The 24,503-nt window shown below is 64.9% G+C and carries 21 protein-coding genes, 1 tRNA gene and 1 pseudogene; 13 read left to right on the top strand and 10 right to left on the bottom strand.

The features are described 5' to 3' along the window. Positions 1-175 precede the first annotated feature (175 nt). Complete coding sequence (gene pheT, locus AKL29_RS06170; RefSeq protein WP_050383476.1) at positions 176-2,584, bottom strand: phenylalanine--tRNA ligase subunit beta; 2,409 nt, start codon at positions 2,582-2,584, stop codon at positions 176-178. Positions 2,585-2,657: 73 nt separating this feature from the next. Next, positions 2,658-3,740 (bottom strand): phenylalanine--tRNA ligase subunit alpha, encoded by a 1,083-nt coding sequence (gene pheS / locus AKL29_RS06165; protein WP_050383611.1) that lies wholly within the window; start codon positions 3,738-3,740, stop codon positions 2,658-2,660. A gap of 207 nt (positions 3,741-3,947) precedes the next feature. Here pheS and AKL29_RS06160 point away from each other — a divergent pair, with 207 nt between their 5' ends. Then, entirely contained in the window at positions 3,948-4,358 is a 411-nt protein-coding gene (locus tag AKL29_RS06160; RefSeq protein WP_050383475.1) for a hypothetical protein, read from the top strand. Positions 4,359-4,373: 15 nt separating this feature from the next. Here AKL29_RS06160 and rplT read toward each other — a convergent pair whose 3' ends face one another. The 3 genes from rplT to infC form a co-directional block, all read right to left on the bottom strand. Further along, the gene (gene rplT / locus AKL29_RS06155; RefSeq protein WP_018269297.1) at positions 4,374-4,733 is read right to left on the bottom strand and encodes a 50S ribosomal protein L20; all 360 of its coding nucleotides are present in this window, start codon (positions 4,731-4,733) and stop codon (positions 4,374-4,376) included. 74 nt (positions 4,734-4,807) lie between these two features. Then, positions 4,808-5,008 (bottom strand): 50S ribosomal protein L35, encoded by a 201-nt coding sequence (gene rpmI / locus AKL29_RS06150; protein WP_008539890.1) that lies wholly within the window; start codon positions 5,006-5,008, stop codon positions 4,808-4,810. Positions 5,009-5,615: 607 nt separating this feature from the next. Then, on the bottom strand, positions 5,616-6,155 hold the full coding sequence (infC, locus tag AKL29_RS06145) for a translation initiation factor IF-3 (protein ID WP_028337954.1): 540 nt from the start codon (positions 6,153-6,155) through the stop codon (positions 5,616-5,618). Positions 6,156-6,384: 229 nt separating this feature from the next. Between infC and AKL29_RS06140 the strand changes: the two genes are divergently transcribed. Next, positions 6,385-7,179 (top strand): alpha/beta hydrolase, encoded by a 795-nt coding sequence (locus AKL29_RS06140; protein WP_050383474.1) that lies wholly within the window; start codon positions 6,385-6,387, stop codon positions 7,177-7,179. A 25-nt stretch (positions 7,180-7,204) separates the two neighbouring features. Then, positions 7,205-7,672, top strand: a pseudogene (locus AKL29_RS06135) (nuclear transport factor 2 family protein). A 128-nt stretch (positions 7,673-7,800) separates the two neighbouring features. Here AKL29_RS06135 and AKL29_RS06130 read toward each other — a convergent pair. The 3 genes from AKL29_RS06130 to AKL29_RS06120 are packed head-to-tail and all read right to left on the bottom strand — an operon-like array spanning position 7,801 to position 10,464. Next, positions 7,801-8,598, bottom strand: a complete 798-nt coding sequence (locus tag AKL29_RS06130) for an acyl-CoA thioesterase domain-containing protein (RefSeq protein ID WP_050383473.1) — start codon at positions 8,596-8,598, stop codon at positions 7,801-7,803. A gap of 34 nt (positions 8,599-8,632) precedes the next feature. Continuing rightward, a complete protein-coding gene (queG, locus tag AKL29_RS06125; RefSeq protein WP_050383472.1) occupies positions 8,633-9,823 on the bottom strand; it encodes a tRNA epoxyqueuosine(34) reductase QueG in 1,191 nt (396 codons plus the stop codon). Then, positions 9,772-10,464, bottom strand: a complete 693-nt coding sequence (locus AKL29_RS06120) for a glutathione S-transferase family protein (protein WP_016839974.1) — start codon at positions 10,462-10,464, stop codon at positions 9,772-9,774. Before AKL29_RS06120 ends, queG begins: the two co-directional genes overlap by 52 nt. Before the next feature lie 263 nt (positions 10,465-10,727). Here AKL29_RS06120 and AKL29_RS06115 point away from each other — a divergent pair, with 263 nt between their 5' ends. Then, positions 10,728-11,534 carry an undecaprenyl-diphosphate phosphatase gene (locus AKL29_RS06115; RefSeq protein ID WP_028337948.1) on the top strand — a complete coding sequence of 269 codons (807 nt, stop codon included), beginning with the start codon at positions 10,728-10,730 and terminating at the stop codon, positions 11,532-11,534. A gap of 143 nt (positions 11,535-11,677) precedes the next feature. Here AKL29_RS06115 and AKL29_RS06110 read toward each other — a convergent pair whose 3' ends face one another. Then, positions 11,678-12,646: a complex I NDUFA9 subunit family protein gene (locus AKL29_RS06110; RefSeq protein WP_050383471.1), complete on the bottom strand. Its 969-nt coding sequence runs from the start codon at positions 12,644-12,646 to the stop codon at positions 11,678-11,680. 146 nt (positions 12,647-12,792) lie between these two features. On the opposite strand from AKL29_RS06110, the gene AKL29_RS06105 reads away from it, so the two are divergent. Further along, positions 12,793-12,879 (top strand) — tRNA-Leu (locus AKL29_RS06105). A gap of 84 nt (positions 12,880-12,963) precedes the next feature. Here the strand turns inward: AKL29_RS06105 and AKL29_RS06100 are convergent. Then, a complete protein-coding gene (locus tag AKL29_RS06100) occupies positions 12,964-14,229 on the bottom strand; it encodes an MFS transporter (protein WP_050383470.1) in 1,266 nt (421 codons plus the stop codon). A gap of 438 nt (positions 14,230-14,667) precedes the next feature. Between AKL29_RS06100 and AKL29_RS06095 the strand changes: the two genes are divergently transcribed. The 8 genes from AKL29_RS06095 to ptsN form a co-directional block, all read left to right on the top strand. Next, a complete protein-coding gene (locus AKL29_RS06095) occupies positions 14,668-17,451 on the top strand; it encodes an autotransporter family protein (RefSeq protein WP_160321712.1) in 2,784 nt (927 codons plus the stop codon). A gap of 215 nt (positions 17,452-17,666) precedes the next feature. Further along, the gene (locus AKL29_RS06090; protein WP_028337944.1) at positions 17,667-18,281 is read left to right on the top strand and encodes a ribonuclease H-like domain-containing protein; all 615 of its coding nucleotides are present in this window, start codon (positions 17,667-17,669) and stop codon (positions 18,279-18,281) included. Positions 18,282-18,435: 154 nt separating this feature from the next. Then, a complete protein-coding gene (lptC, locus tag AKL29_RS06085; protein WP_028337943.1) occupies positions 18,436-19,161 on the top strand; it encodes an LPS export ABC transporter periplasmic protein LptC in 726 nt (241 codons plus the stop codon). 5 nt (positions 19,162-19,166) lie between these two features. After that, on the top strand, positions 19,167-19,889 hold the full coding sequence (locus AKL29_RS06080; protein WP_244481776.1) for an LptA/OstA family protein: 723 nt from the start codon (positions 19,167-19,169) through the stop codon (positions 19,887-19,889). Positions 19,890-20,231: 342 nt separating this feature from the next. Beyond that, the gene (lptB, locus tag AKL29_RS06075) at positions 20,232-21,218 is read left to right on the top strand and encodes an LPS export ABC transporter ATP-binding protein (protein ID WP_050383467.1); all 987 of its coding nucleotides are present in this window, start codon (positions 20,232-20,234) and stop codon (positions 21,216-21,218) included. Between the two features lie 205 nt (positions 21,219-21,423). Further along, complete coding sequence (rpoN, locus tag AKL29_RS06070) at positions 21,424-23,079, top strand: RNA polymerase factor sigma-54 (RefSeq protein ID WP_050383466.1); 1,656 nt, start codon at positions 21,424-21,426, stop codon at positions 23,077-23,079. A gap of 185 nt (positions 23,080-23,264) precedes the next feature. Then, a complete protein-coding gene (gene hpf / locus AKL29_RS06065; protein WP_028337939.1) occupies positions 23,265-23,864 on the top strand; it encodes a ribosome hibernation-promoting factor, HPF/YfiA family in 600 nt (199 codons plus the stop codon). Between the two features lie 229 nt (positions 23,865-24,093). Beyond that, a partial coding sequence (gene ptsN / locus AKL29_RS06060) for a PTS IIA-like nitrogen regulatory protein PtsN (protein ID WP_244481775.1) occupies positions 24,094-24,503 on the top strand: 410 nt, incomplete at its 3' end.

The raw sequence follows: 24,503 nt of genomic DNA, 5'->3' as shown, positions 1-24,503 counted from the left end.
TCGCCCCGCTCGCGGGGAGAGGTCGAAATTCAAGCGGAGCTTGAATTTGGGGTGAGGGGGAGCCTCCGCGAGCTCCGTGTTCACCGTGTTTGCGGGACGAGCCCCTCACCCCAACCCTCTAAGAGCGAGCTACGCTCGTCTCGACCCCGTAAGAACGGGGAGAGGGAGAGGAGCATCACCCGCGCAGCGTGCCGCCGGTCTGCTTGGTCACCTCGGCGACGACCTTGGCCGCGACGGCGTCGATCTCCTGGTCGGTCATGGTCTTCTCGCGCGGCTGGATCGTCACCGCGATCGCGATCGACTTCTTGTCGGGGTCGATGCCCTTGCCTTCGTAGACGTCGAACACGGTCACATCAATGATCAGCTTCTTGTCGACATTCTGCGCCGCGCGGACGATGTCGCCCGCCTTGACGCTGCGATCGACGATGAAGGCGAAGTCGCGCGACACCGGCTGGAATGCCGAGAGCTCCAGCACCGGCTTGGCACGCGTCGCCCGCTGCTTGCCCTGCGGGATGCGCTCGAGGATCACCTCGAACACGATCATCGGGCCGTCGGCGCCGAGCGCCTCGGCCGCACGCGGATGCAGCTCGCCGAAAGTGCCGAGCACATTCTGCGGGCCGATCTGGATGGTGCCGGAGCGCCCCGGATGCAGCCAGGCCGGACCGCCGGGGACGATCTGCAGGGCCTGCATCGGCGCGCCGGCGGCCGCCAGCACGGCGAAAGCGTCGGCCTTGGCATCCATCGCATCCGCCGCCGCCGAGCCGGTCCAGTGCCGTCCGATCCCCTTCGACGAGGCGAAGCCATGACGCACGCCGGAGGCGGCGACCAGCTGGTCCTCCGGACGGTCGCCGCGGAACACCTGGCCGACCTCGAACAGCGCCACGTCAGGATAGCCGCGGTTGATGTTGGCCTGAACCGCCGCGACGAGGCCGGGCAGCAGGCTCGGCCGCATGTCGGAGAGATCGGCCGCGATCGGGTTGGCGAGCACGAGCTCGCTCTGGCCGCCGCCGAACAGTTTTGCCGCGTCATTGGTGATGAACGACCAGGTCACGGCTTCCACCATGCCGCGCACGCCGAGCGCGCGTTTGGCGCGGCGGGTGCGCAGCTGCATCGGCGTCAGCACCGGCTTGCGCGGCTCCTCGCCGCGCTCGAATGGCGTCATCGGCACCTTGTGGACGCCGACGATGCGCACGATCTCCTCGACGATGTCGGCCTTGCCGTGCACGTCGGTGCGCCAGGACGGGATTGCGATCTTCACCACGGGCCCGTTGCCGGCCAGCATGAAGCCGAGCCGGGTAAGGATCAGCTTCACCTCGACCAGCGGCACCTCGATGCCGGCAAGACGCTTCACTTCGCTGAGCGGGAAGTCGATGACGCGATCCTCGCCGAACTGCTTGCCGACCACGACGTTCTCGGACGGCGTGCCGCCGCACAGCTCCAGCACCAGCTTGGTCGCGAGCTCGAGCCCGGGCACCATGAAGGCCGGATCGACGCCGCGCTCGAAGCGATAGCGCGCGTCCGAATTGATGCCGAGCTTGCGGCCGGTCTGCGCGATGTTGATCTCGTTCCAGAGCGCCGATTCGATCAGCACGTCGGTCGTGTTGTCGTCGCAGCCCGAGGCCTCGCCGCCCATGATGCCGGCGAGCGATTCGACGCCGTGCTCATCGGCAATCACGCAGATGTTGCTGTCGAGCGTGTAGGTGCGGCCGTCGAGCGCGAGCAGCGTCTCGCCGTCCTTGGCGCGGCGGACGGTGAGGTTGCCCTGCACCTTCTTGGCGTCGAACACGTGCAGCGGGCGGGCGCGGTCGTAGGTCATGAAGTTGGTGATGTCGACCAGCGCGTTGATCGGGCGCAGCCCGATCGAGGTCAGCCGCTTCTGCAGCCATTCCGGCGACGGGCCGTTCTTCACGCCGCGCACCAGGCGCAGCGCGAAGCCCGGACACAGCGTGGCGTCTTCCACCTTCACCTCGACCGGACAGCGGAATTCGCCCTTGACCGGCTTGATGCCGGGATCTCTGAACTTGCCCATGTCGGCGGCGGACAGATCGCGCGCGATGCCGTGCACGCCGGTGCAGTCCTGCCGGTTCGGCGTCAAATTGATCTCGATGGTGGGATCGCCGAGCCCGGCCCAGTCGGCATAACCCTTGCCGAGCGGCGCGTCCGCCGGCAGCTCCATGATGCCGTCGTGGTCTTCCGAGATCTGCAGCTCTGCGGCCGAGCACAGCATGCCGCGGCTTTCGACGCCTCTGATAGTGCCGACGCCGAGCGTGATGTTCTTGCCGGGGATGTAGGTGCCGGGCGGCGAGAACACGCTGATCAGCCCGGCACGCGCATTCGGCGCGCCGCACACCACCTGCACCGGCGCGCCGCCGTCGCCGGTGTCGACCATGCACACGCGCAGCCGGTCCGCATTCGGATGCTGCTCGGCCGAGATCACGCGCGCGATGGTGAACGGCGCCAGCGCCTTCGCCTTGTCCTCGATGTTCTCGACCTCGAGCCCGATCATGGTGAGCTTGTCAGCGAGCTTGTCGAGCGGCTCGTCGGTCTCGAGATGTTCCTTCAGCCAGGAGAGGGTGAACTTCACGGCTGCATGCCTCGGTTCTTGTTGGTGTTGACTAGGTTATCTTGATCGCTCGCTCCGCAACGTCGCGTAGACGTTACGTGCTCAGCCCGCCCGCGATCGACGGGATGTCGAGCGGCTTGAAGCCGTAGTGGCTGAGCCAGCGCACGTCGCTGTCGAACAATTGGCGAAGGTCGGCGATGCCGTATTTCAGCATCGCGATGCGGTCGATGCCCATGCCCCAGGCAAAACCCTGGTAAACGTCGGGATCGAGGCCGCAGGCACGCAGCACGTTGGGGTGCACCATGCCGCAGCCGAGAATCTCCAGCCAGTCCTCGCCCTCGCCGAAGCGGATCTCGCCCTTGTCGCGGCGGCACTGGATGTCGACCTCGAGCGACGGCTCGGTGAACGGGAAGAACGACGGCCGGAACCGCATGTTGATGTGGTCGACCTCGAAGAACGCCTTGCAGAACTCGTGCAGGATCCATTTGAGGTGGCCGAGATGCGAGCCCTTGTCGATCACCAGGCCCTCGACCTGATGGAATTGCGGCGTGTGCGTCGCGTCGGAATCGATGCGATAGGTGCGGCCCGGGCAGATCACGCGGATCGGCGGCTGCTGGGTCAGCATGGTGCGCACCTGCACCGGCGAGGTGTGGGTCCGCAGCAGCATGCGCGAGCCGTCCTCCTTCGGGTTGAAGAAGAAGGTGTCGTGCATCTCGCGCGCCGGATGGCCTTCGGGGAAGTTCAGCTTGGTGAAGTTGTAGTCGTCGGTCTCGATGTCGGGACCTTCGGCGACCGCAAAGCCCATGTCGGCGAAGATCGTGGTGAGCTCGTCCCAGACCTGGCTCAGCGGATGGATGCGGCCGGTCTCCGCCGGCGCCTCGCGCAGCGGTAGCGTGACGTCGATGGTCTCGGCGGCGAGGCGCGCATCGAGCGCGGCCGCTTTCAGCACGTCGCGCCTGGCCGCGAGCGCCCGCGTCACAGCATCCTTGGTGAGGTTGATCTTGGCGCCCTCGGTCTTGCGCTCCTCCGGCGACATCTTGCCGAGGGTGGCGAGCAAGGCCGAGATCGAGCCCTTCTTGCCGAGCGCCGAGACGCGGACCGCCTCAAGGGCGGCCTCGTCAGCGGCTGAGGCGATCTGGTCGAGGATGGATTGTTCGAGCGTTGCGAGGTCGGACACGGTCAATTCCTGCGCTTGAGCGGAGCATGATCCGGTGGGAAGAACCGCTACCCGAACCGGTACCATGCGCCAAAATTCGGCTGGGTTGTCGCCGCCCGAAGGCGGTAACGTCAAGCAAAAAGCCGGTCATTTCGGGCCGATGGCCGGCAGCATTGAACCCCGCGCGGAGGCCGGGCTACCCAAGGGGAGTTCAAGGAGGCCCACGCGATGTTGCTGCGATCTTGCCTGGCCATGCCGGCGCTGCTGTTGATGCTCACCACGGCGCATGCCGCGACCGAGGAATGTCCCGCCAAATCGACCCAGATGGACGACATCATCGTGGAGCTTCAGAAGGCGCCGAGCTGCAACCGCGCGATGAAGATCTTCGAGGCGTGCGAATACGGCGCCAGCGGAGACGTCCAGTTCGGCGCCGTGGTCGAGAAGAGGTGCGAGGGGGACTTCCTGTCCAGCCTCGGAGCGTCGCAGAAGAAGGCCTATGCCGGCCAGCTCAAGCGCTGCGACCACAAATACGACAACGAAAGCGGCACCATGTACCGCTCGTTCACGGCGTTCTGCCGGGCGATCGTCGCCCAGCGCTATTCGCAGAAGGCGCTGAAGGCGGGCCCCAAATCGCGTTAGGGCCGCCCGCTAGGATCAGGCGGCCAGCGCGGCCTTGGCCTTTTCAGCGATCGCCTGGAACGCAACCGGCTCGTGGATCGCGAGATCCGACAGCACCTTGCGGTCGACGACGACGCCCGACTTGGAGAGGCCGTTGATAAACACGCTGTAGGTCATGCCGAACGGACGGACCGCGGCGTTGATGCGCTGGATCCAGAGCGCGCGGAAGGTGCGCTTCTTGCGCTTGCGGTCGCGGAAGGCATACTGGCCGGCCTTTTCGACGGCCTGCTTGGCGACGCGGATGGTGTTCTTGCGACGGCCGTAATAGCCCTTGGCGGCCTTGTAGACTTTCTTGTGCTTGGCGTGAGCGGTCACACCGCGTTTGACGCGAGACATGACGGAAATCCTTGATCTGGAAGAGGTGACGGGGCGCCGCGCAGTCGCGGCGAGGGTTCAAGCGATCGGTGCGATCAGGCGTTCGGCAAGAAGTACTTCTTGACGTTGTCGCCGTCGGTCTTGAACAGCACGCGGGTGCCGCGAAGCTGACGGATCTGCTTCTTCGTCCGCTTGATCATGCCGTGGCGCTTGCCGCGCTGGGCGTGCATGACTTTGCCAGTGGCGGTCACCTTGAAGCGCTTTTTAGCGCCCGACTTGGTCTTCAACTTGGGCATTTGGCTCTCCTGTCGCACAGCACGAAAATCGCCCCGAGAGGCGTCCGGCCGGCTAAAATGCTCGTTAGAGCGTTGAAAGTGCTAGGGTTTTTTCCGAATTGAAAGAACCTGCACGAACCGTCGCCACGGCAGCCCTTGATCAGCCGGGCGGCGAAGGCCCGGCTTATGACAGAGGATCGGCGGTTTTGCAACGTTTCAGGCGGGGAATCGGGGCGGATCGGTCTTCCCCTTCCCCCTGAAAGGGGGGGCCGGGATGGGGGGCGGCCGTCGGCGCCGCTGCTCGTGGAGAGAGTCAATCCCCACCCGCTTTGCTCTGGCGAGCAAATCGACCTCCCCTTTTCAAGGGGAGGTTGGCACCACCGGGCCATGAGCGGTGCCCAAAATACGAAACAGCCCGCCAGATCGCCTCACGGGCCATTTCATTTCAACAAAGCGACAAATTCGAACTAGTGTCCCGAATCCGAAGTTCGCATCGTTTGCCGCACCTTCGGAGCGAACTTCGGATTCGATAAGGACACTAGCAAACTTATGATTCTAGTGTGCTTTATGAATGCGAAGTTCGTGAAAGTGGCTGCCGCGAAATCGCACGAACTTCGCATTCAGCACACTAGCGCGGCGCCAGCACCATCACGACCTGGCGGCCCTCGAACTTCGCGTCCTGCTCGACCTTGGCGAATTCGGCGACGTCGGCCTTCACCTTGTCCAACAGCTTGGTGCCGATCTCCTGGTGCGCCATCTCACGACCGCGGTAGCGCAAGGTGATCTTGACCTTGTCGCCTTCCTCGAAGAAGCGCTGCATCGCGCGCATCTTCACGTCATAGTCGTGATCGTCGATCATCGGGCGGAGTTTGATCTCCTTGATCTCGACGACCTTCTGTTTCTTGCGAGCTTCGGCAGCCTTCTTCTGCGCGGAATACTTGTACTTCCCGTAGTCCATGATCTTGCAGACGGGAGGGCTGGTATTCGGCGAAATCTCGACGAGATCCATGCCGGCTTCCATGGCCATCTTGATGGCCACCATGGTTTCGACGGTGCCCTGATTGACACCATCCGCATCGATCAGCTGGATCTGCGCGTTGCGAATCTCGTCATTGGTGCGCGGCCCTTCTTTGGCGACTGTGGGCGGGGCTCTATTGGGACGGCGAATGGGTAACTCTCCAAAGTTGTGAAAGGGAAGGCCGATATTTTGAAGCAAGATGCTGCAACGGGCAAGCGAACTCGCTTCTTTAAGCGGCAAAACCGCCAATTGCGAGGCATTTTGGCCACGCCCGGCACATATAGCGGGCGCGTCTGGTCCGCAAGACGGGACTCGCGGCCGTTGACCGGTGCCGCGCGACAATTGAAAAGCAGATGTCTGACACCCGAGTGACCGAACCATGAGCCAAACCGCCGCATCGGAACAGGAACCGGCCTTCATCGAGGTCGGCGAGGGCAGTCAGGCGCGCCGGATCGCGGTGCGCGCCCGTGCCGGCAGCAGCCCCGGACTGATATGGCTCGGCGGTTTCAAGTCCGACATGTCCGGCACCAAGGCGCTCGCGCTCGATGCATGGGCGGCCGAGCATGGTCGCGGCTGCGTCAGGTTCGACTATTCCGGCCATGGCGAATCCGGCGGCGAGTTCGCCGACGGCACCATCGGCCGCTGGCTCGAGGAGAGCGTGGCGGTGTTCTCGCAGTTCTGCAGCGGGCCGCAGGTCGTGATCGGGTCCTCGATGGGCGGCTGGATGGCGCTGCTGCTTGCGCGTGAGATCGCCAGGCGCGGGAACGGGAAGGCACAGCTCGCCGGCCTCGTGCTGATCGCGCCGGCACCCGACTTCACCGAGGAATTGATGTGGAAGGCCTTCTCGCCGGAGATCCGCGCCGAGATCGAGACCAGGGGCATGTGGCTGCGTCCGTCCGAATATGGCGACGGCACGCCCTATCCGATCACCCGCAACCTGATCGAGGAGGGCCGCAATCATTTGCTGCTCGGAAGCAAGATCGACGTCGGCTGCCCGGTGCGCATCCTGCAGGGCGCGCAGGATCCCGACGTGCCGTGGAAGCACGCCTTCGCGCTGGTGCACCGCCTGCCGGCCGAGGACGTCGTGCTGACCATGATCCAGGACGGCGACCATCGCCTCTCGCGTCCGCAGGACATCGCCCGGATCATCGCCGCGGTGGCGGAGATCGGCTAAGCTCTCCGTAGAGGGGGAAGCGCCAATGGACACCACGACAATGCTGCGCGCGTTTTGCGACGCGGTCGAGCAGCGCAACGGCAAGGCCTTTGCGAGCCTTTTCACCGACGACGGCGTCTATCACGACGTGTTTTACGGTGCCTTCAAGGGCCACGGCAAAATCGCCGAAATGATCGACGACTGGTTCTATCGGACCGCGACCGATTTCCGCTGGGCGATGCATGATCCCGTGAGCGATGGCACGACGCTCTACGCGCGCTACACGTTCAGCTAACGCTCGACCTTGCCGGAAGCCAAGGGGGCGCGTGCGATGTTCGAGGGCGTCGCGATCATGCGGCTGCGTGACGGCAAGATCACGGAGTACCACGAGGTCGCCAACACCGCGCCGGCCTTCGTCGATTTGAACTTCGCGCCGGAGCGCATCGCCAAGATCGTCGGCAAGCAGGGCGCGGAGCTTAAGGCGCGGCCGGAGATGCAGCGGCATCTGGCTTAGTCTAGGCCTCAATCGCCCCGTCGTCATTCCGGGGCGCGCGAAGCGCGAACCCGGAATCCATTTCTCCGTTGGTCTTTGCGGCCCGATGGATTCCGGGTTCGATGCTGCGCATCGCCCCGGAATGACAGTCATGGCGGCGGCGGATTGGTCATCGGCCTGCGCTGGGCGAGCGCCGCCACCGTGGAGGTGCCGATCGGACCCTTTTCGTCATAGAGCCAGCATTCGCCGATCGCGATGCCGTCCGTGGCGTGGTGGTTGACGACCTCGAAGCCGATCCAGTTGGTCACCGGCAAGCGATGCAGATAGATCGTGACGTCGCTGTTGATGTAGCCGAGGCCCTGATCGCCGGCGTTGGCGAAGGGGCTGGCGAAATCCGCGCCGGTCGCGACATGGACGAACGGCGTCATCTTCACGCCCGCGACGAGCTCGCGCACCTCGCTCATCCAGAGCCGTCGCTCGCCGAGCGAGCCCATATGGCCGACGATCGGCCGCGTCTCCCATTTGCCGTTCATGCCGAGCCTCGGATCGGTCGGCTTCGGAATCTCCGCCGGTGCCGGCACCTGCCAGTTCGGCGGCGACCACACATTGCCGGGGGCGTTTTCCGTCCGGCGCAACAATTGGCAGGAGGCGCGCGCCATGCTCGTGCCGCCGGAGAAAAACTCGGCCTCGATCATCTTGATCCGCATGCCGTCGCGCACGAGCTTCGTCGTCACCTCGATCGGCGTCGTGATGTTGGGCAGCCGGAACATGTCGACTGTCAACCGCGCGGGGACGAAACCGTCGGAGCCGTGGCGCTCCTCGATGACGAAGGCGAGCAGGCCGATCACGACGCGGCCGTGCAGGGATTCCGGACTCCACGGTCCGTTCGCAACGGATGTCGGCATGAAGCCGTCGCCGTGCCTGGTGAAGAAGGGCTGGTTTGTCATGGCGTGCGACCATGACGGGAATGGCGCGATGAAATCAAGAGGCCGCCGCGGCGCGCCACTCCTGCTGCACCGTGACGTCGGGCTCGCCGTCGGCGCGCGATGCCAGCGCCGCGAACGCATCGCGGGCGATCAGTTGCGACAGCGCCCACACCGCGGCGCCGCGCACCAGCGGGCTCGCATCGTCGAGCAAACGCCGCGCTTCGCCGGCAAGGCTTGCATCGCCGGAGTTGCCGATCGCGATCAGCACATTGCGGATGAAGCGGTCGCGGCCGATGCGCTTGACCGGCGATTTCGTGAACAGCGCGCGAAAAGCGGCATCGTCGAGCCGTGCCAGATCGGCGAGCGCGGGCGCCCGCAACGCATCGCGCGCGGCGAGCTTCTGCTCGCGCCCCGCTTGCGCGAACTTGTTCCACGGACACACCGCGAGGCAATCGTCGCAGCCATAGATGCGGTTGCCGATGCTCTTGCGGAATTCGTGCGGGATCGGGCCCTTGTTCTCGATCGTCAGATACGAGATGCAGCGCCGCGCATCGAGCTTGTAGGGCGCGGGGAACGCCGCGGTCGGGCAGATGTCCTGGCAGGCGCGGCAGCTGCCGCAATGATCGGCCTCGCCAACATCGCGCGGCAGTTCGGTGGCGGAATAGATCGCGCCGAGAAACAGCCACGAGCCGAATTCGCGCGACACGAGGTTGGTGTGCTTGCCCTGCCAGCCGATGCCGGCTGCCTGCGCGAGCGGCTTCTCCATGACAGCGGCGGTGTCGACGAACACCTTCACCTCATCGCCGGTGATCGCGGCGAGCCAGCGCGCCAGAACCTTCAGCCGCTTCTTGATCACGTCGTGATAGTCGTCGCCCTGCGCATAGACCGAGATCGCGCCACGCGACCGGCGCGCAAGGATGTCGAGCGGGTCGTCGTCGGGCCCGTAATTGACGCCGAGCATGATGATCGAGCGCACGCCGCCCCACAGCACGCGCGGATCGGCGCGCCGCTCCGGATTGGCCGCGAGCCAGTCCATGTCGCCATGGCCGCCGGAGCCGAGGAATTCGAGGAAATATTTTCCGGCCTCGCTGGTCGCATCAGGCGTGGTGAAGCCGATGGCATCGAAGCCGAGCGCATGCGCCTCGCGCTGCAGCGCTGCCTTGAGATCGGAAGGGGAGAGCCTGACCGGCGGGTTCAGAAGTCGAGGTCCACATAGGTGCGCGAGGCCGGCACCCCCGCCAGCCATTCGCTGAGCAGCGGGCGGAACGACGGGCGGGACTTCACCCGCGCGTACCACGACTTTGCCGCGTCGTCCTCGCTCCATGGCACGTCGCCCAGATAGTCGATCGCCGAGAGATGCGCTGCGGCGGCGAGGTCCGCGTAGGTCAGGCGGTCACCGGCGAGATAGTTCCGCGTCTTCGCCAGCCAGCCGATATAGCTCAGATGATAGCGCACATTGACCTTGGCGGCGCGCATGATGTCAGGCGCCGGCGGGCCGCCGCCATTGTCCTCGCTCATGAAGCGCTTGTAGATCCGCTCGGTCACCAGCGGGTTGGAGGCTTCCTCGAAGAATTTCTCGTTGAACCACGCCATCAGCCGGCGCACCTCGACGCGCTCGGCCGTCGACGTCGGCAACAGCCGCCGGTCGCCGGCATCGAGGCCGTGCGCCTCGTCGACATATTCGGCGATCACAGGCGCACCCGGAATCGGCGGAAAGCCTTCGGCGATCAGCACCGGCGTGGTGGCCGCCGGATTGAGCGCCAGGAACGCCTCGCGCCGTTCCCACACCCGTTCCTCCACAAGGCGCAAATCGAGCCCATACTCGCCGAGCACGAGCCGAATGAAGCGCGAATGCGGACAGAACGGATGGTGATACAGCGTATACATGAAGCCCTTGGTAGTTTCGCGGCGCTTAAGAAATCATCAACCTGTGCGGCCTGGACCAGTGCTTTGGCCAGACCAGTTCCGGTCGTCTCTATGTCGCGTCAGCACGCAAACCGGTAGCCATCCCCGCAGATGGTGCGGGTCACAAAAACGCTATAGCTCAGCAAATCGGTCGGGTAACCCATTGTTTGACGATTTTTTGCGATTGCGGCCAATGTACGAATAAGCGAGAAGAATCCCGTTTTCCACACAGGGCAGGCCACAACATGATGACGGATATGCTGCGGGCGGTGATTCTCGGCATCGTCGAGGGCGTCACGGAGTTCCTGCCGGTCTCCTCGACAGGCCACCTGCTGCTTGCGGAGCGCTTCTTCAATCTGGGCGAAGGCAATTTCTGGAAGAGCTTTGCGATCCTGATTCAGCTCGGCGCGATCCTCGCGATCCTCGCGCTCTATTTCGTCAAATTGTGGCGCGTGGCGCTTGGCATGTTCACCAATCCCGACGACCGCCGCTTCGTGATCGGCGTGCTGGTGGCGTTCCTGCCCGCGGTCGTGATCGGCCTGATCGCCGGCAAATACATCAAGGAGTTCCTGTTCAATCCGTGGGTGGTCTGCTTCACGCTGATCGTCGGCGGCGCCGTGCTGCTGTGGGTCGATCAGCTCGATCTCAAAGTGTACGAGGACGATGCGACGCGCTTCCCGCTGCTGATGTATTTCTGGATCGGCGTCGCGCAGTGTTTGGCGATGATTCCCGGCGTCTCACGCTCGGGGGCCAGCATCGTGGCGGCGATGCTGCTCGGCGCCGACAAGCGCTCGGCGGCGGAGTTCTCGTTTTTCCTCGCGATCCCGACCATGGTCGGCGCGTTCGCCTATGATTTCTATAAGAACCGGGCCGACTTCACCTCCGACAACCTCAGCGTGATCGCGGTCGGCTTCGTGGTGTCGTTCATCACGGCGATGATCGTGGTGCGGGCCTTCCTCAACTTCGTCACCCGCCGCGGCTTCACCTTCTTCGCCTGGTGGCGCGTGATCGTCGGCACGCTCGGCCTGATCGCGCTGGCGATGGGAAGGTAAGGCACTCTGTCGTCCCTGCGAAAGCAGGGACCCATAACCACGGCTATTGCGGTCGCGAATAGCCGTGGCCCCAGCGTTCCACACCTCGGACATCGGTGGCTATGGGTCCCGGCCTTCGCCGGGACGACAAGTGGAGAAGCTGCCTACGCGCTCTTCTTCTGGAACTGACCCGTCGCGCGGAAGCGCCAGAGATATTGCGGGGCGATCGCTTCCATCGAATCCGGCGAGATGCCGAGGCCTGCGAAGGTCAGGCCGGCGGCCTTGGCGGCGTCGGACACCACATTGTCCGAACGCAGCATCGCGACCTGGTCCGGCGTCAGCGTGAACGGCCCCGGCGCGAACTGCAGAAAGTACGACTGGAACTTGGCAAGGCCGAACGGCAGCGGCGCCAGCATGCGATCGCGCTGGGTGATCTTGAGGATGATCTGCATCACCTCGCGCATGGTCAGCACTTCCGGCCCGCCGAGCTCGTAAGCTGCGCCCTGCTCCGCCTTGCCGTCCACGGCATGGGCCACGGCGTTCGCGACGTCGCCGACATAGGCCGGCTGCACCGTGTTGACCCCGCCGCCGACCAGCGGCAGCACCGGCGAGATCCGCGCCAGCGCCGCAAAGCGGTTGGTGAACTGATCCTCGGGCCCGAACAGCAGCGACGGCCGCATGATGGTGGCCGACGGCAAGGCCGCCAGCACCGCCGCCTCGCCCTCCGCCTTGGCGCGGAAATAGCTCGAGGGCGAATCCGCGTCGGCCCCGATCGCCGAGACATGGACCATCCGCCCGCCGGCGGCGGCCGCCGCCTTGGCGATGGTCTCGGCGCCCTTCACCTGCACGGCATCGAAGCTCTGCCCGCCGCCCTCGGCCAGGATGCCGACCAAGTTGATGGCGATATGCGAATCACGCATCGCCGCCTCGACCGAGGCCGGGTAGCGCACATTGGCCTGGACGGCATGGATCTGCCCGACCCGGCCGAGCGGCTGCAGATGGCCGGCCAGTTCAGGTCGCCGCACCGCGACTCGGATGCGGTAATCGCGCTTGCAGAGTGCCCGGACCACGTTCCGCCCCAGAAAACCCGATCCGCCGAAGACCGTGACCAGCGTGTCCAGGTTCGATGCCATGGGGTGATTCCTGTGGGATTCGAGAGCGATTGACGTAGGTTAACCGTCTGGCGATACGCCATCGGCCTTATCCTGTACAGGGTATTTGAATTTCCAATCGCGAATTTGACAAGCGCGCAACCGATCCTTACTAAGCCGCTCCACATGCCCAGGTGGCGGAATTGGTAGACGCGCTGGCTTCAGGTGCCAGTGGCTTAACGGCCGTGAAGGTTCGAGTCCTTTCCTGGGCACCACCCCCTTTATAAGCGGTTGAAATCGCTTGCATTCGTAGGGTCGGTGCGGCGTAGCCGTAATCGGCCGAGGCGGACGCAGTTTCGTTAGACGATCCGCCGTCCCGCACGCCGCGCGATCGGCTTCTGCACAAAGTACATCGCGATCATCGAAATCATCGAGCTCGCCACGACGACATAGCCGATCCGGTCGAAATGCAGCAGCGAGCCGTCCGGATTCTCGGCGACGATCGCGGCTGCAGCCACCGATCCCAGCCCGCCCGACAGCTGCTGCACGGACGCGGAGATCGCGCTGAATGATCCGCGCTGGCTGGCGTCGGGAATCGCCGACATCAGCGCCTGGGACGGGATCATGCGCGAGAAGATGCCGATGAACATCAGCACATTGACCACGATCGCGGTCAGCAGCGAGACGTGGCCGAGGTTGGTGTAGATCAGCACCATGATCACGGTCACCACGCAGCCGAACGCGAAGGTCGGATATTTGCCGAACGCATCGCTCGCGCGGCCGACCAGCGGCCCGATGATGATGCTGAACAGGCCTGACACGAGATAGATCGTCGGCAGATGGACGATGTCGATGCCGAGATTATGCACGGTGAAGGCGCTGCCGAACGGCATCAGCATGAAGCCGCCGGTCGCGAGCAACGTGGTCACCAGGAAGGCCAACGTGTAGCGCGGCTGCCCCACGGTTGCGATCAGATGGCGGAACGGATTGCTGTCGTGCTGCAGTTTGAGATGGGCGTCGACCGGATGCATCGCGATTGCAATCGCCGCGATCGCGACAATCGACAGGCCGACGATGGCAACGAAGCAGATGTGCCAGTTAAAGTGATTGGCCAGGAACAGGCCGGCCGGGACGCCGAGCACCTGGCTCGCCGCGAATGCCGTCTGCAGGACCCCCATGGCGCGGCCGCGCTGTTGCAGCGGGAACAGGTCGGTGACGATGGCAAGCACGACGGAGCCGATCACCCCGCCGAAAACGCCGGTGACGATGCGGCCGAGCAGCAGCACCTGGAAATTCTGCGCCAGCGCGCAGAGCACGCTGCCGAGCATGAAGCCGACATAGAAGAACAGCAGCAGCCGCTTGCGGTCGAAGCGATCGGCAAAGCCGGCGGCGAGGACGCCGGAAATCCCGGCCGCGAACGCGTAGGCCGAGACCGCGACGCCGAATTGCCCGGCCGTGATGTTCAGCGACGGCATCAGGATGGCGCCGAGCGGCGACATGATGATGAAATCGAGGATCAGCGTGAATTGCGTGAAGGCAAGCAGCGCGATCAGGAACGATTGGTAGCGCGAAAAGCCGCGCTCCTGCTGGTCGTCGATCGGCGCGGCGATGGTCTGGTCGGACATAAGGCTCGTTTCATTGCAAGGCGGGTTCGGGCCGGCAACAGATAGGGTGGGCGCGGGACGATTTCACGGGGCGCGGGGGCAACAGTTCCATCGAAATCGAAAGTGCGCGGGCGATGGCTGGTCGTGCGAACCACGTCGAGGTTGGCGGGGAAAGGGACCGGCCGGATGCCCGACGCGCGAAGGCAATTGTTTCCGGTTGTATCGAATGAGGGCTGCAACGGGTGAATGCTGTACTCCACAACCCTGGAAGCGTACACACGTCAAGGATGTGAATCATGTTGATGCATCTCATGGTTCCGTCTGTGGCAGTCGTGCAACACCGTCGCTGCAAATCGTTTCAAGCTTGAACGGAGCGGATCAGCTGAGTTGAGAGCGGGGCGGGGGTAGCAGGTGGCGCGAGGCCGTGGGCTCGGATTCGCGCGGGCGTTGGAGATGGACATGGTTTCATCGCGGCTCGCGGCGATCCTGTCGTGCACGGCTTTAAGTGGCGGTTGCCTGTTGTCCGCTTCGCCGGCGTTGGCCGCCTGCGACAGCCTCGCGCCAGCAAGCGGGCAGACGGTAACCTGCTCGATCGCAGCGCCGAATCCCTCGCCGGCTGGCGTGCAGGCCGCTGCCGGCAGCTCGAACGTCACCGTGAACGTGCTGCAGGGCGCCGGCATCGCGCCGGGCGGCGGAGCGACCGCGATCGGTCTGGTCTCCAGCAGCACCGCCACCAACAACGGCACGTTGACCGTCAGCGGCGGCGGGACCGGCATCTTCGGCAGCGGCGACGGCAATGTCTTCACCAACGGCGCGTCGGGTGTGATCGCGACCTCGGGCGCCGGCAGCAATGCGATTGCCGCCAGCAGTAACGGCAACACGCTGATCAACAACGGCGCGATCACCACGCAGAACGGCACCTCGCGCGGCCTTGCCATCACCGGGCTCACGCAGCACAACAACAACACGCTGATCAATACCGGGACGATCACCACCCAGGGCCCGCAGTCGCACGGCCTTTTTGTGCAAACCGGCGACAGCAACACCTTCACCAATAGCGGTACCATCACCACGGCCGGCGCAGGCGCGCGTGCGATCTTCTCCGCCGGCCAGTTCGCGAGCATCACCAATACCGGCACGCTGCTGACGACCGGCGGCGATGCGGGCGGCACCGCCAACAACACCGTGTTCATGCAAGGCAATGCGGGCGTGCTGCGCAACAGCGGCACGATCGAGGCGCGCGGCGTCAATGCCGACGGCGTGTTCTCCAACACCGCGGGTTCGTCATTCACCGCCCGCATCGAGAATCTCGCCGGCGGCAAGATCATCAGCCAGGCCGGGCCCGCGATCCGCACGCTCAACGGCGCCACCACCATCGTCAATGCCGGCCTGATCGCCGGCAACAGCGGCACGGCGCTCGCGGGCGGCGGCGGCGCCGTGACGATGATCCTGCAAACCGGCTCGCAGATCGTCGGCCTTGCCGATGGCGGCGGCGGCAACAATCAGGTGCGGCTGCAAGGCAGCGGCACGGCCAACAATGCGTTCGCGCGATTCCAGACGCTGACGATGGAGGGCAGTGACTGGACCTGGGCCGGCACCGGCACCTTCGCCAACACCTTCGTCAACAGCGGCTCGCTGACGCTGCAGACGTCGCTGACCGGCAATGTGTCGATTGCGGCCGGCACCAGCCTGCTGGCGGGCAACGGCGCCAATCCGTCGATCACGCCGTTTCCGGGCGGCCCGCCGATCACCGTCACCAATGCCGGCGTCATCAACCTGACCAATGGCGGCGCCACCGCGGCGAACAGCCTGACCATTGCCGGCAACTACGTCGGCAATGGCGGCGGGCTCTATCTGCGCACCGTGCTCGGCGGCGATGGTTCGCCATCGGATCGCCTCGTCATCTCCGGTGGCAATGCGTCGGGCTCGACCGCGGTGACCGTCACCAATGCCGGTGGCGCGGGCGCATTGACCACCGCCGACGGCATCATGGTGGTGCAGGCCGTCAACGGCGGCACCACGGCTGCGGGCGCATTCGGCCTTTCCAACGCGGTCGTGGCGGGCGCGCACGAATACCTGCTGTTCCGCGGCGGCGTCTCCGCCGGCAGCGCCGACAACTGGTATCTGCGCTCGACATTGTTGCCCGGCACGGCGTCGCCCGCGCCCCCGGCTGCGCCCGCACCGGCGCCGCCGTCATCGCCTGGCGTGGTGCCGCCGCCCGCGGGGCTGCCTGCAGAGGACCTGTCGTCGCTGACGCCGCCGCCGGCAGGCGCCGCGCCGGTCCAGCTCTACCGTGAGGAAGTCGCGGTCTATTCGGCGCTGCCGCAGGTGGCGCAAAAGCTCGGGCTGGCAACGCTCGGCACCTTCCACCAGCGCCAGGGCGATCAGGCGTTGCTGACCAGCAGCGGCGAACAGCCGGCGGCGTGGGCGCGTGCCTATGGCTCGCACAGCTCGCAGAGCTGGGCCGGCACGGTCAGTCCCGCCTTCGACGGCATCATGGCCGGCGTGCAGGTCGGCGTCGATATTCTGCGCTTCCAGTCCGCGCCCGAACATCATGATCGCGCCGGCTTCTTCTATGCCCATGGCTGGGCCAGCGGCACCATCAACGGCTTCGCGCTCGGCAGGAACGACGTCCGCACCGGCACGCTCTCGATCGAGAGCCAGAATATCGGCGGCTACTGGACCCATATCGGCCCCTCGGGCTGGTATGTCGACGCCGTGCTGATGGGCAGCTTCTACGGCGCAAGTCCGCAGTCGGATCGCCAGGTCGGCGCGCGCTTGTCGGGCACCGGCGTCGCGGCATCGCTGGAAGCCGGCGTGCCGATCCCGTTGAACCGCTTCCTCGCGATCGAGCCGCAGGCGCAACTGATCTGGCAACGCCAGTCGTTCGACAGCTTCAACGATATCTTCTCCAGCGTCGCGCCCGGCAGCGCCGATACGCTGACCGGCCGGCTGGGCGTGCGCGTCCCTGCGACCTTCATCGCCGGCACCTCCGAACTGCGTCCCTACCTCGAGGCCAATCTCTGGCACACGGCCGCGAACGACCGCAGCATCGCCTTCGCTGCGACCGATTTGATCGGTGTGCAGAGCCGCGGCACCGCGGTCGAGATCGGGGCCGGCTTCGCCGCGCAGCTCAATCACGCGGTCAGCGCCTATGCGAGCATGGGCTACACAACCTCGGTGGACAGCACCCATCGCGAGGACGTCACCGGCCGGCTCGGCCTTCGCGTCAGCTGGCAATAATGGCGCAGGTGTGGGGCGGTGGGCCACCCAAGCCATTGTCTCCGCAGCACAATAGCGCTACACCCTGAGCTATCCGTGCCAGCGGAACAAGCGGCGGCGTTCGGCCCGTTTCGGGCCTGATGCCGGCACGCAACCCGAAGCTTGAGGCACGCTCGCCTGTCGGGGAATTGGACGATAGCCTGTCCCGAGAGCGATTCGACGAGGTTTTTGACAGCATGACCATCCGCCTGCATCGCGGCGACCTGCCCGATCTGTCCCGCTACACCGACTCCGTTGCGATCGACACCGAGACCATGGGATTGCATCCGCACCGCGACCGGCTCTGCGTGGTGCAGATGTCGAACGGCGACGGCACCGCCGACGTGATCCAGATTCCGAAGGGCCACACCGATTCGCCGAACCTGAAGGCGCTGCTCGCCAATCCCAAGATCACCAAGATCTTCCATTTCGCACGGTTCGACGTCGCGGTGCTCTACAACACGTTCGGCGTGATGCCGACGCCGGTCTATTGCACCAAGATCGCCTCGCGCCTGTCGCGCACCTACACCGATCGCCACGGCCTGAAGGATCTGGTGCGCGAGGTGCTGAACGTCGAATTGTCGAAGCAGCAGCAGTCGAGCGACTGGGGCGCGCAAAGCCTCAGCGAGGCTCAGCTCACCTACGCGGCCTCCGACGTGCTGCACCTGCATGCGCTGCGCGACAAGCTGAATGTCATGCTCGCGCGCGAGGGACGGACCGATCTCGCCCAGGCCTGCTTCGACTTCCTTCCCGCCCGCGCCAGGCTCGATCTCGACGGCTGGGAGGCCGAGGACATTTTCGCCCATTCATGATGAGCGCCGAATTCGTCGCGGCCGGGGCAGTTCCGCCCCGTTTCGGCCAAACTGTTCACGCGTGGTCCGGTGCAGGGGCGCGAGGTGAGGTCCGGGCTGCATATTTGGGCGGCTCCGGCTAGAATAGGGGCAGTTTCGCGCCTCTGGAGCTCAGGTGAATTCGGTTCAGAATCCAGCCTATGTCACGGGCCTCGAGGCGCGCTTTGCTGCCGCCGCGCGGCACAGCCGCATGGTGCGGGTCCTGCGCGTAGCGGTTCCCGCGATGGTCGGGCTGGCGATGGCAGTGATCATCTACATCGCGCTGTTCAATCCGTTCCACGACCTGATTCCCAAGCTGCCGCTCGAGATGGATAACCTCGTCGTGTCCGGCACCAAGATCACGATGGAAGCGCCGCATATCGCAGGCTTCTCCAACGACGGACGACCCTATGAAATGTGGGCCAAGGCCGCAATCCAGGACGTCACCGATCCTGACCATGTCGAGCTGAAGACAATCCGCGCCAAGGTGGCGCAGCAGGATCAGTCGACGGTGACGATGGATGCGCGCACCGGCTTCTTCGACAACAAGAAGCAGCTGCTCGACTTGCGCCAGGACATCTTCTTGCAGTCGTCCACCGGCTATGAGGCCAGGCTGACGCAGGCCTTCGTCGACATCAACAAGGGCAATGTGTCGTCGGACGAGCATGTCGACGTCAAGCTGCTCGACGGCACCCTGACCGCCGACAGGCTCCGGATCTACAACAGCGGCGAGCTGGTGCGGTTCGAAGGCAATGTCGTGATGAATCTCGACAAGCTCGGCGACAACAATGCTGCCCCGCCGGCCGAGCCCGCTCCACCGCCGCCGCCGCCGAAGCCGCGCAAATCCGCCAACACGAAATGATTTTGATGATGAGACGTTTTCCGCACGGCATGGCAATTGCGGCATTCCTGCTCGCGATTTTCGCCGCGAGCGCTGCGTTCGCGCAGGGCTCGATGAGCGGCGTGCCCAACGCCATGCAGGGCTTCTCGCAGAACCGCGACCAGCCGATCCAGATCGAGGCTGCTTCGCTCGAAATGCGCGACAAGAAAAAGGAGGCGACCTTCGCCGGCAATGTGAAGGTCGTGCAGGGCGACACCACCATGACGTCGAAGACGCTGGTCGTGTTCTACGAGGATAAATCGACCCAGGCGCCGGCGCCCGCCCCGGCCGGCACCAAGGGGGCAGCCGCCAAGGGCGCCGCGCCGATGCAGACGGCAACCCCCGGCCCCGGCGGCGCTTCCTCGATCAAGCGGCTGGAGGCGAAGGGTAACGTCGTCGTGACCCAGAAGGATCAGGTCGTCACCGGCGAGACCGCGATCTTCGACACCAAGACCAATTTGATCACGATGCTTGGCGGCGGCGGCAGCCAGGTGGTGCTGACCCAGTGCCAGAATGTGCTGCGCGGCGACCGCCTTTTGGTCGACATGACCACCGGCGTCTCGCGCGTCGAAGCCGACAATGGCAAGGTGCAGGGCCTGTTCATCCAGTCGCCGGGCGGACAGAGCGGCAAGTGCGGCACGCCGGCCGCCCCCGGCTCAGCCCCGGCCCCATCGCCGCTGCAGCTGCTTCCGGGCGGCAAGTCCAAGTAAGCCTCACGTAAGGTCAAGCAGAATCAATCAGTTAGATAATATTCTGCGGCCGCGTGGTTGAAGCCGGCGGGGCGAGACTGTATCTACTGCAGCGGCCCGGCCGAACAATGCGCCTCGAGGGGAATTATGTCGGCCGGGACAGGGGCATCCATTCATTCAAGGCGCGGGTGATCGCGCTTTGCCGTGTTGTTCGAGCATGATCTCCGCGCAAACGCGTCCGCTTTTGTCGCGCGGGAAGGCCGGTATTCAGATTTCCGGCTCATGCTTGCGGCTTCGCACGCGAATCGATCGATGCGCAGGCGAGGTCGCGGGATCACCGTGAAAGGCTGAAGCGAAGCGGGGATGGTGGATTTTCTCGGCATGTTCCGGCGGCGCTCTGCGAAACGCAGTACCGGATTTGCGCGCTCGCATGACGACATCACGGCGCTCGGGGATCAGTTCGGCGAGATGCTGACGTCTCCGGTGCGTGATGCGCCGCCGATGGCGCGCGCCGCGTCGGCTCCCGGCGTCGAGCTGCCGCGATCCCAACCGGCAGCAGCGCCCGCGCCGGTGCGTGCGAGGCCGGCCAGGAACAGCGCGCCTGCCGCGCCGCAGCTGATCAAGCGGCCGGGTTATCTGGCTGTGCATAGCGTGGAAAAGAGCTTCGGCAGCCGCCAGGTCGTGCGCGGCGTCAGCATTTATGTGCGCCGTGGCGAAGCGGTAGGCCTGCTCGGGCCCAACGGCGCCGGCAAGACCACCGTGTTCTACATGATCACCGGGCTGATCAAGGCCGATCGCGGTGCGATCGAGCTCGATGGCCACGACGTCACCAAGCTGCCGATGTATCAGCGCGCGCGCCTTGGCATCGGCTATCTGCCGCAGGAAGCCTCGATCTTCCGCGGCCTGTCGGTCGAGCAGAACATCCGCGCGGTGCTCGAGGTGGTCGAGCCCTCGAAGAAGAAGCGCGAGCACGAGCTGGATTCGCTGCTCGACGAGTTCAACATCACGCGGCTGCGCAAGAGCCCGTCGATCGCGTTGTCCGGCGGCGAGCGCCGCCGCGTCGAGATTGCGCGCGCGCTGGCGACGCGCCCCAATTACATGCTGCTCGACGAGCCGTTCGCCGGCATCGACCCGATCGCGGTCGGCGACATCCAGGACCTCGTCCGCCATCTCACCAACCGCGGCATCGGCGTGCTCATCACCGACCACAATGTCCGCGAGACGCTCGGCCTGACCGACCGCGCCTATATCGTCTATGCCGGTGAAATCTTGACTGAGGGAAGCCCGGAGGAGATCGTTAATGATCCCGATGTACGTCGGCTTTACCTTGGCGAGGAATTCCGCCTGTAGCGCATGATCCGCCAAAGTGTGAAGCGGTTTGGCGATAAGATCATGCGCTAATTAAAGAATTTGACGCGCGATCGGACGCAAAACCTGGGCGTCCACTTTTGCTGATCGCGCTTATCGCTATTTTCCAATCCGTCAAGCCGTGTACAAGGGCTTCGGACTAATATAAGCAAGAATCGAGCCAACTTTCAGGACCGTTCTTGCCTCCATGGCGCTGACCCAAAGACTAGAGTTCCGCCAGTCGCAGTCGCTGGTGATGACGCCGCAGCTGATGCAGGCGATCAAGCTGCTGCAACTGTCGAACCTGGACCTGTCGGCCTTTGTCGAGGAAGAGCTGGAGCGCAATCCGCTGCTGGAGCGGGCCGCCGACGGACCGGAGCCGCCGGTGGCGGGCGAGCCGGCCATGGAGCGGCCGGACTACGGCGATTCCGACGGTTCCGGCAGCTATGGGGACGATGGCGACGCCTCCGACATGGCCGCAGGCCCGGGCGGCGAGGCCGCCTTCGAGCCTGGCCAGGAGGAATGGCTGAACCGCGACCTCGGCAGCCGCGCCGAGATCGAGCAGACGCTCGATACCCGCCTCGACAACGTGTTTTCCGAGGAGCCGGCGGAAGCGGCGGCGCGCGCCGCGCAGGATGCACCGCCATCGGTCTACACCGAATGGGGCGGCGGCGCCTCCAGCGACGACGAGTACAATCTCGAAGCGTTCGTGGCCGCCGAGCTGACGCTTGCCGACCACCTCGCCGAACAACTCGCGGTGGCGTTCTCGGCGCCGGCGCAGCGCATGATCGGGCAGTATCTGATCGACCTGGTCGACGACGCCGGCTACCTGCCGGCCGATCTCGGCCAGGCCGCCGAGCGGCTCGGTGCGTCGCAGCAAGCGGTCGACGAGGTCGTCGCCGTGCTGCAGAAATTCGATCCGCCGGGCGTGTGCGCGCGAAACCTGAGCGAATGCCTGGCGATCCAGCTGCGTGAGCTCGATCGCTACGATCCCGCGATGCAGGCGCTGGTCGAGCATCTCGACCTGCTCGCCAAGCGCGATATCGCGGCCTTGCGAAAGCTCTGCGGCGTCGACGACGAAGACATCACCGACATGATCGCCGAGATCCGCCGGCTCGACCCGAAGCCCGGACTGAAGTTCGGCACCGCGCGGACGCAAACCATGGTGCCCGACGTCTATGTACGTCCGGGTCCCGACGGCGGTTGGCATGTCGAGCTCAACAGCGACACTCTGCCGCGCGTGCTGGTCAATCAGACCTATTACGCTGAACTGTCGAAGACGATCCGCAAGGACGGTGACAAGTCGTACTTCACCGATTGCCTGCAGAATGCGACCTGGCTGGTCCGCGCGCTCGATCAGCGCGCCCGCACCATCCTGAAGGTCGCGACCGAAATCGTCCGCCAGCAGGATGGCTTCTTCACTTATGGCGTCGCGCATTTGCGGCCGCTCAATCTGAAGGCGGTCGCGGACGCGATCCAGATGCATGAATCGACGGTGTCGCGCGTCACCGCCAACAAATACATGGCGACCAATCGCGGCAGTTTTGAATTGAAGTATTTTTTCACCGCCTCGATCGCGTCGGCCGACGGCGGCGAGGCGCATTCGGCCGAAGCGGTGCGTCATCACATCAAGCAATTGATCGACGGCGAGGCCCCGTCGGCAATCCTGTCCGACGACACGATCGTGGAACGTTTGCGCGCCTCGGGCATTGATATCGCCCGCCGTACCGTCGCGAAGTATCGCGAGGCGATGCGGATACCATCCTCGGTGCAGCGCCGCCGTGACAAACAGAGCATGCTCGGTAATGCCCTTTCGGCTCCTGCCTCCTCGTCCGACCGGTCGCGCGATACAGCCTCCGTTTAGGTTACTTCTTGAGCGTGACCCCGTTCGGGTACGGACCGGGCCATGCGCTCGTTGCGTTCGCGCCAAATCGGGATAGTCTCAATCTTTCCAGGCCGAGCGCCGTCCAGAAAGGGAGGTAACCGGAAGCCCAGCAAGCATCATGCTCCTGCAAGAGTGATCGAGGCATCCAGCAATTGAGGCATCAAATGACCCTTCGAATCTCGGGAAAGAGCATCAGCATCGGCGAGGCGCTTCGCGCGCGCGTCAGCGAGCGCACCGACGAGGTCCTGCGAAAGTATTTTGATGGCAACTATTCGGGTCACATCACGCTGAGCAAGGATGGCTTCGGCTTCCGAACCGATTGCGCGCTGCATCTGGATTCCGGCATCACGCTGGAAGCCGAATCCAACGCCACCGACGCCTATGCCAGCGCGGACGCCGCGCTTTTGATGATCGAGAAGCGCCTGCGCCGCTACAAGAGCAGGCTCAAGGATCGCTCCGCCCGCAAGACCTATGCCGCGACTGCCGCGCTTGCCGAACTGAACGGCGTCGGGCTCGACGCGCCGAGCTACGTCATCGAGGCGCCCGAGAACGAGGACGAGGTCACCGAATACAGTCCGGTGATCATTGCCGAGGCAACCACCGCGCTGAAGCGGCTGTCGGTCAGCGAAGCCGTGATGGAGCTCGATTTGACCGGCGCCTCCTGCCTGGTGTTCCAGCATGGCGGCAGCGGCCGGTTGAACATCATTTACCGCCGTACGGACGGCAATGTCGGCTGGGTCGATCCGCCGGCGGTGAGCCCCTGAGGATAGTTGGCAGATGGCATTGACGTCCGAAGCCGGCCCTGCTTATGGTCCGCCGCCTCCAGGAACAAGGGGGGCGGAACAGGGTTCGCAGGTGTTGGCACCGCCGATACGTTGGAGTAGAAGCCCTGCCAACCGGACCCGGGCTAAGCCCGCATCCCACCTCATCTTCTTGACGCCGCCGCTGTAAAGCCTATCGCAACCTGACGGTCATTCACCTCGGAACGTCCCAATGCCGATTACCGATTTGGTCGCACCCGAGGCGATTCTCCCTGCTTTGAAAGTCATCAGCAAGAAGCAGGCGCTGCAGGAACTCGCCGCGCGTGCCTCCGCTCTGACCGGGCAGAATGAGCGCGCCATCTTCGAGGTGCTGCTGCAGCGCGAGAAGCTCGGCACCACGGCGGTCGGCTATGGCGTCGCCATTCCGCACGGCAAGCTGCCCAAGCTGGAGAAGCTGTTCGGCTTCTTCGCCCGCCTCGAGCGCCCGATCGATTTCGAGGCGATGGACGGCCAGCCGGTCGATCTGATCTTCCTGCTGCTCGCACCGGAAGGCGCCGGCGCCGACCACCTCAAGGCGCTGGCGCGGATCGCCCGCCTGCTGCGCGACCAGGACGTCGCCAAGAAGCTGCGCGCCTCGCGCGA

The organism is Bradyrhizobium pachyrhizi, from assembly GCF_001189245.1.
Lineage (GTDB): Bacteria > Pseudomonadota > Alphaproteobacteria > Rhizobiales > Xanthobacteraceae > Bradyrhizobium > Bradyrhizobium pachyrhizi.
Note: the sequence above shows the minus strand (reverse complement) of the source record. Positions and strands in the feature narration are given on the sequence as shown.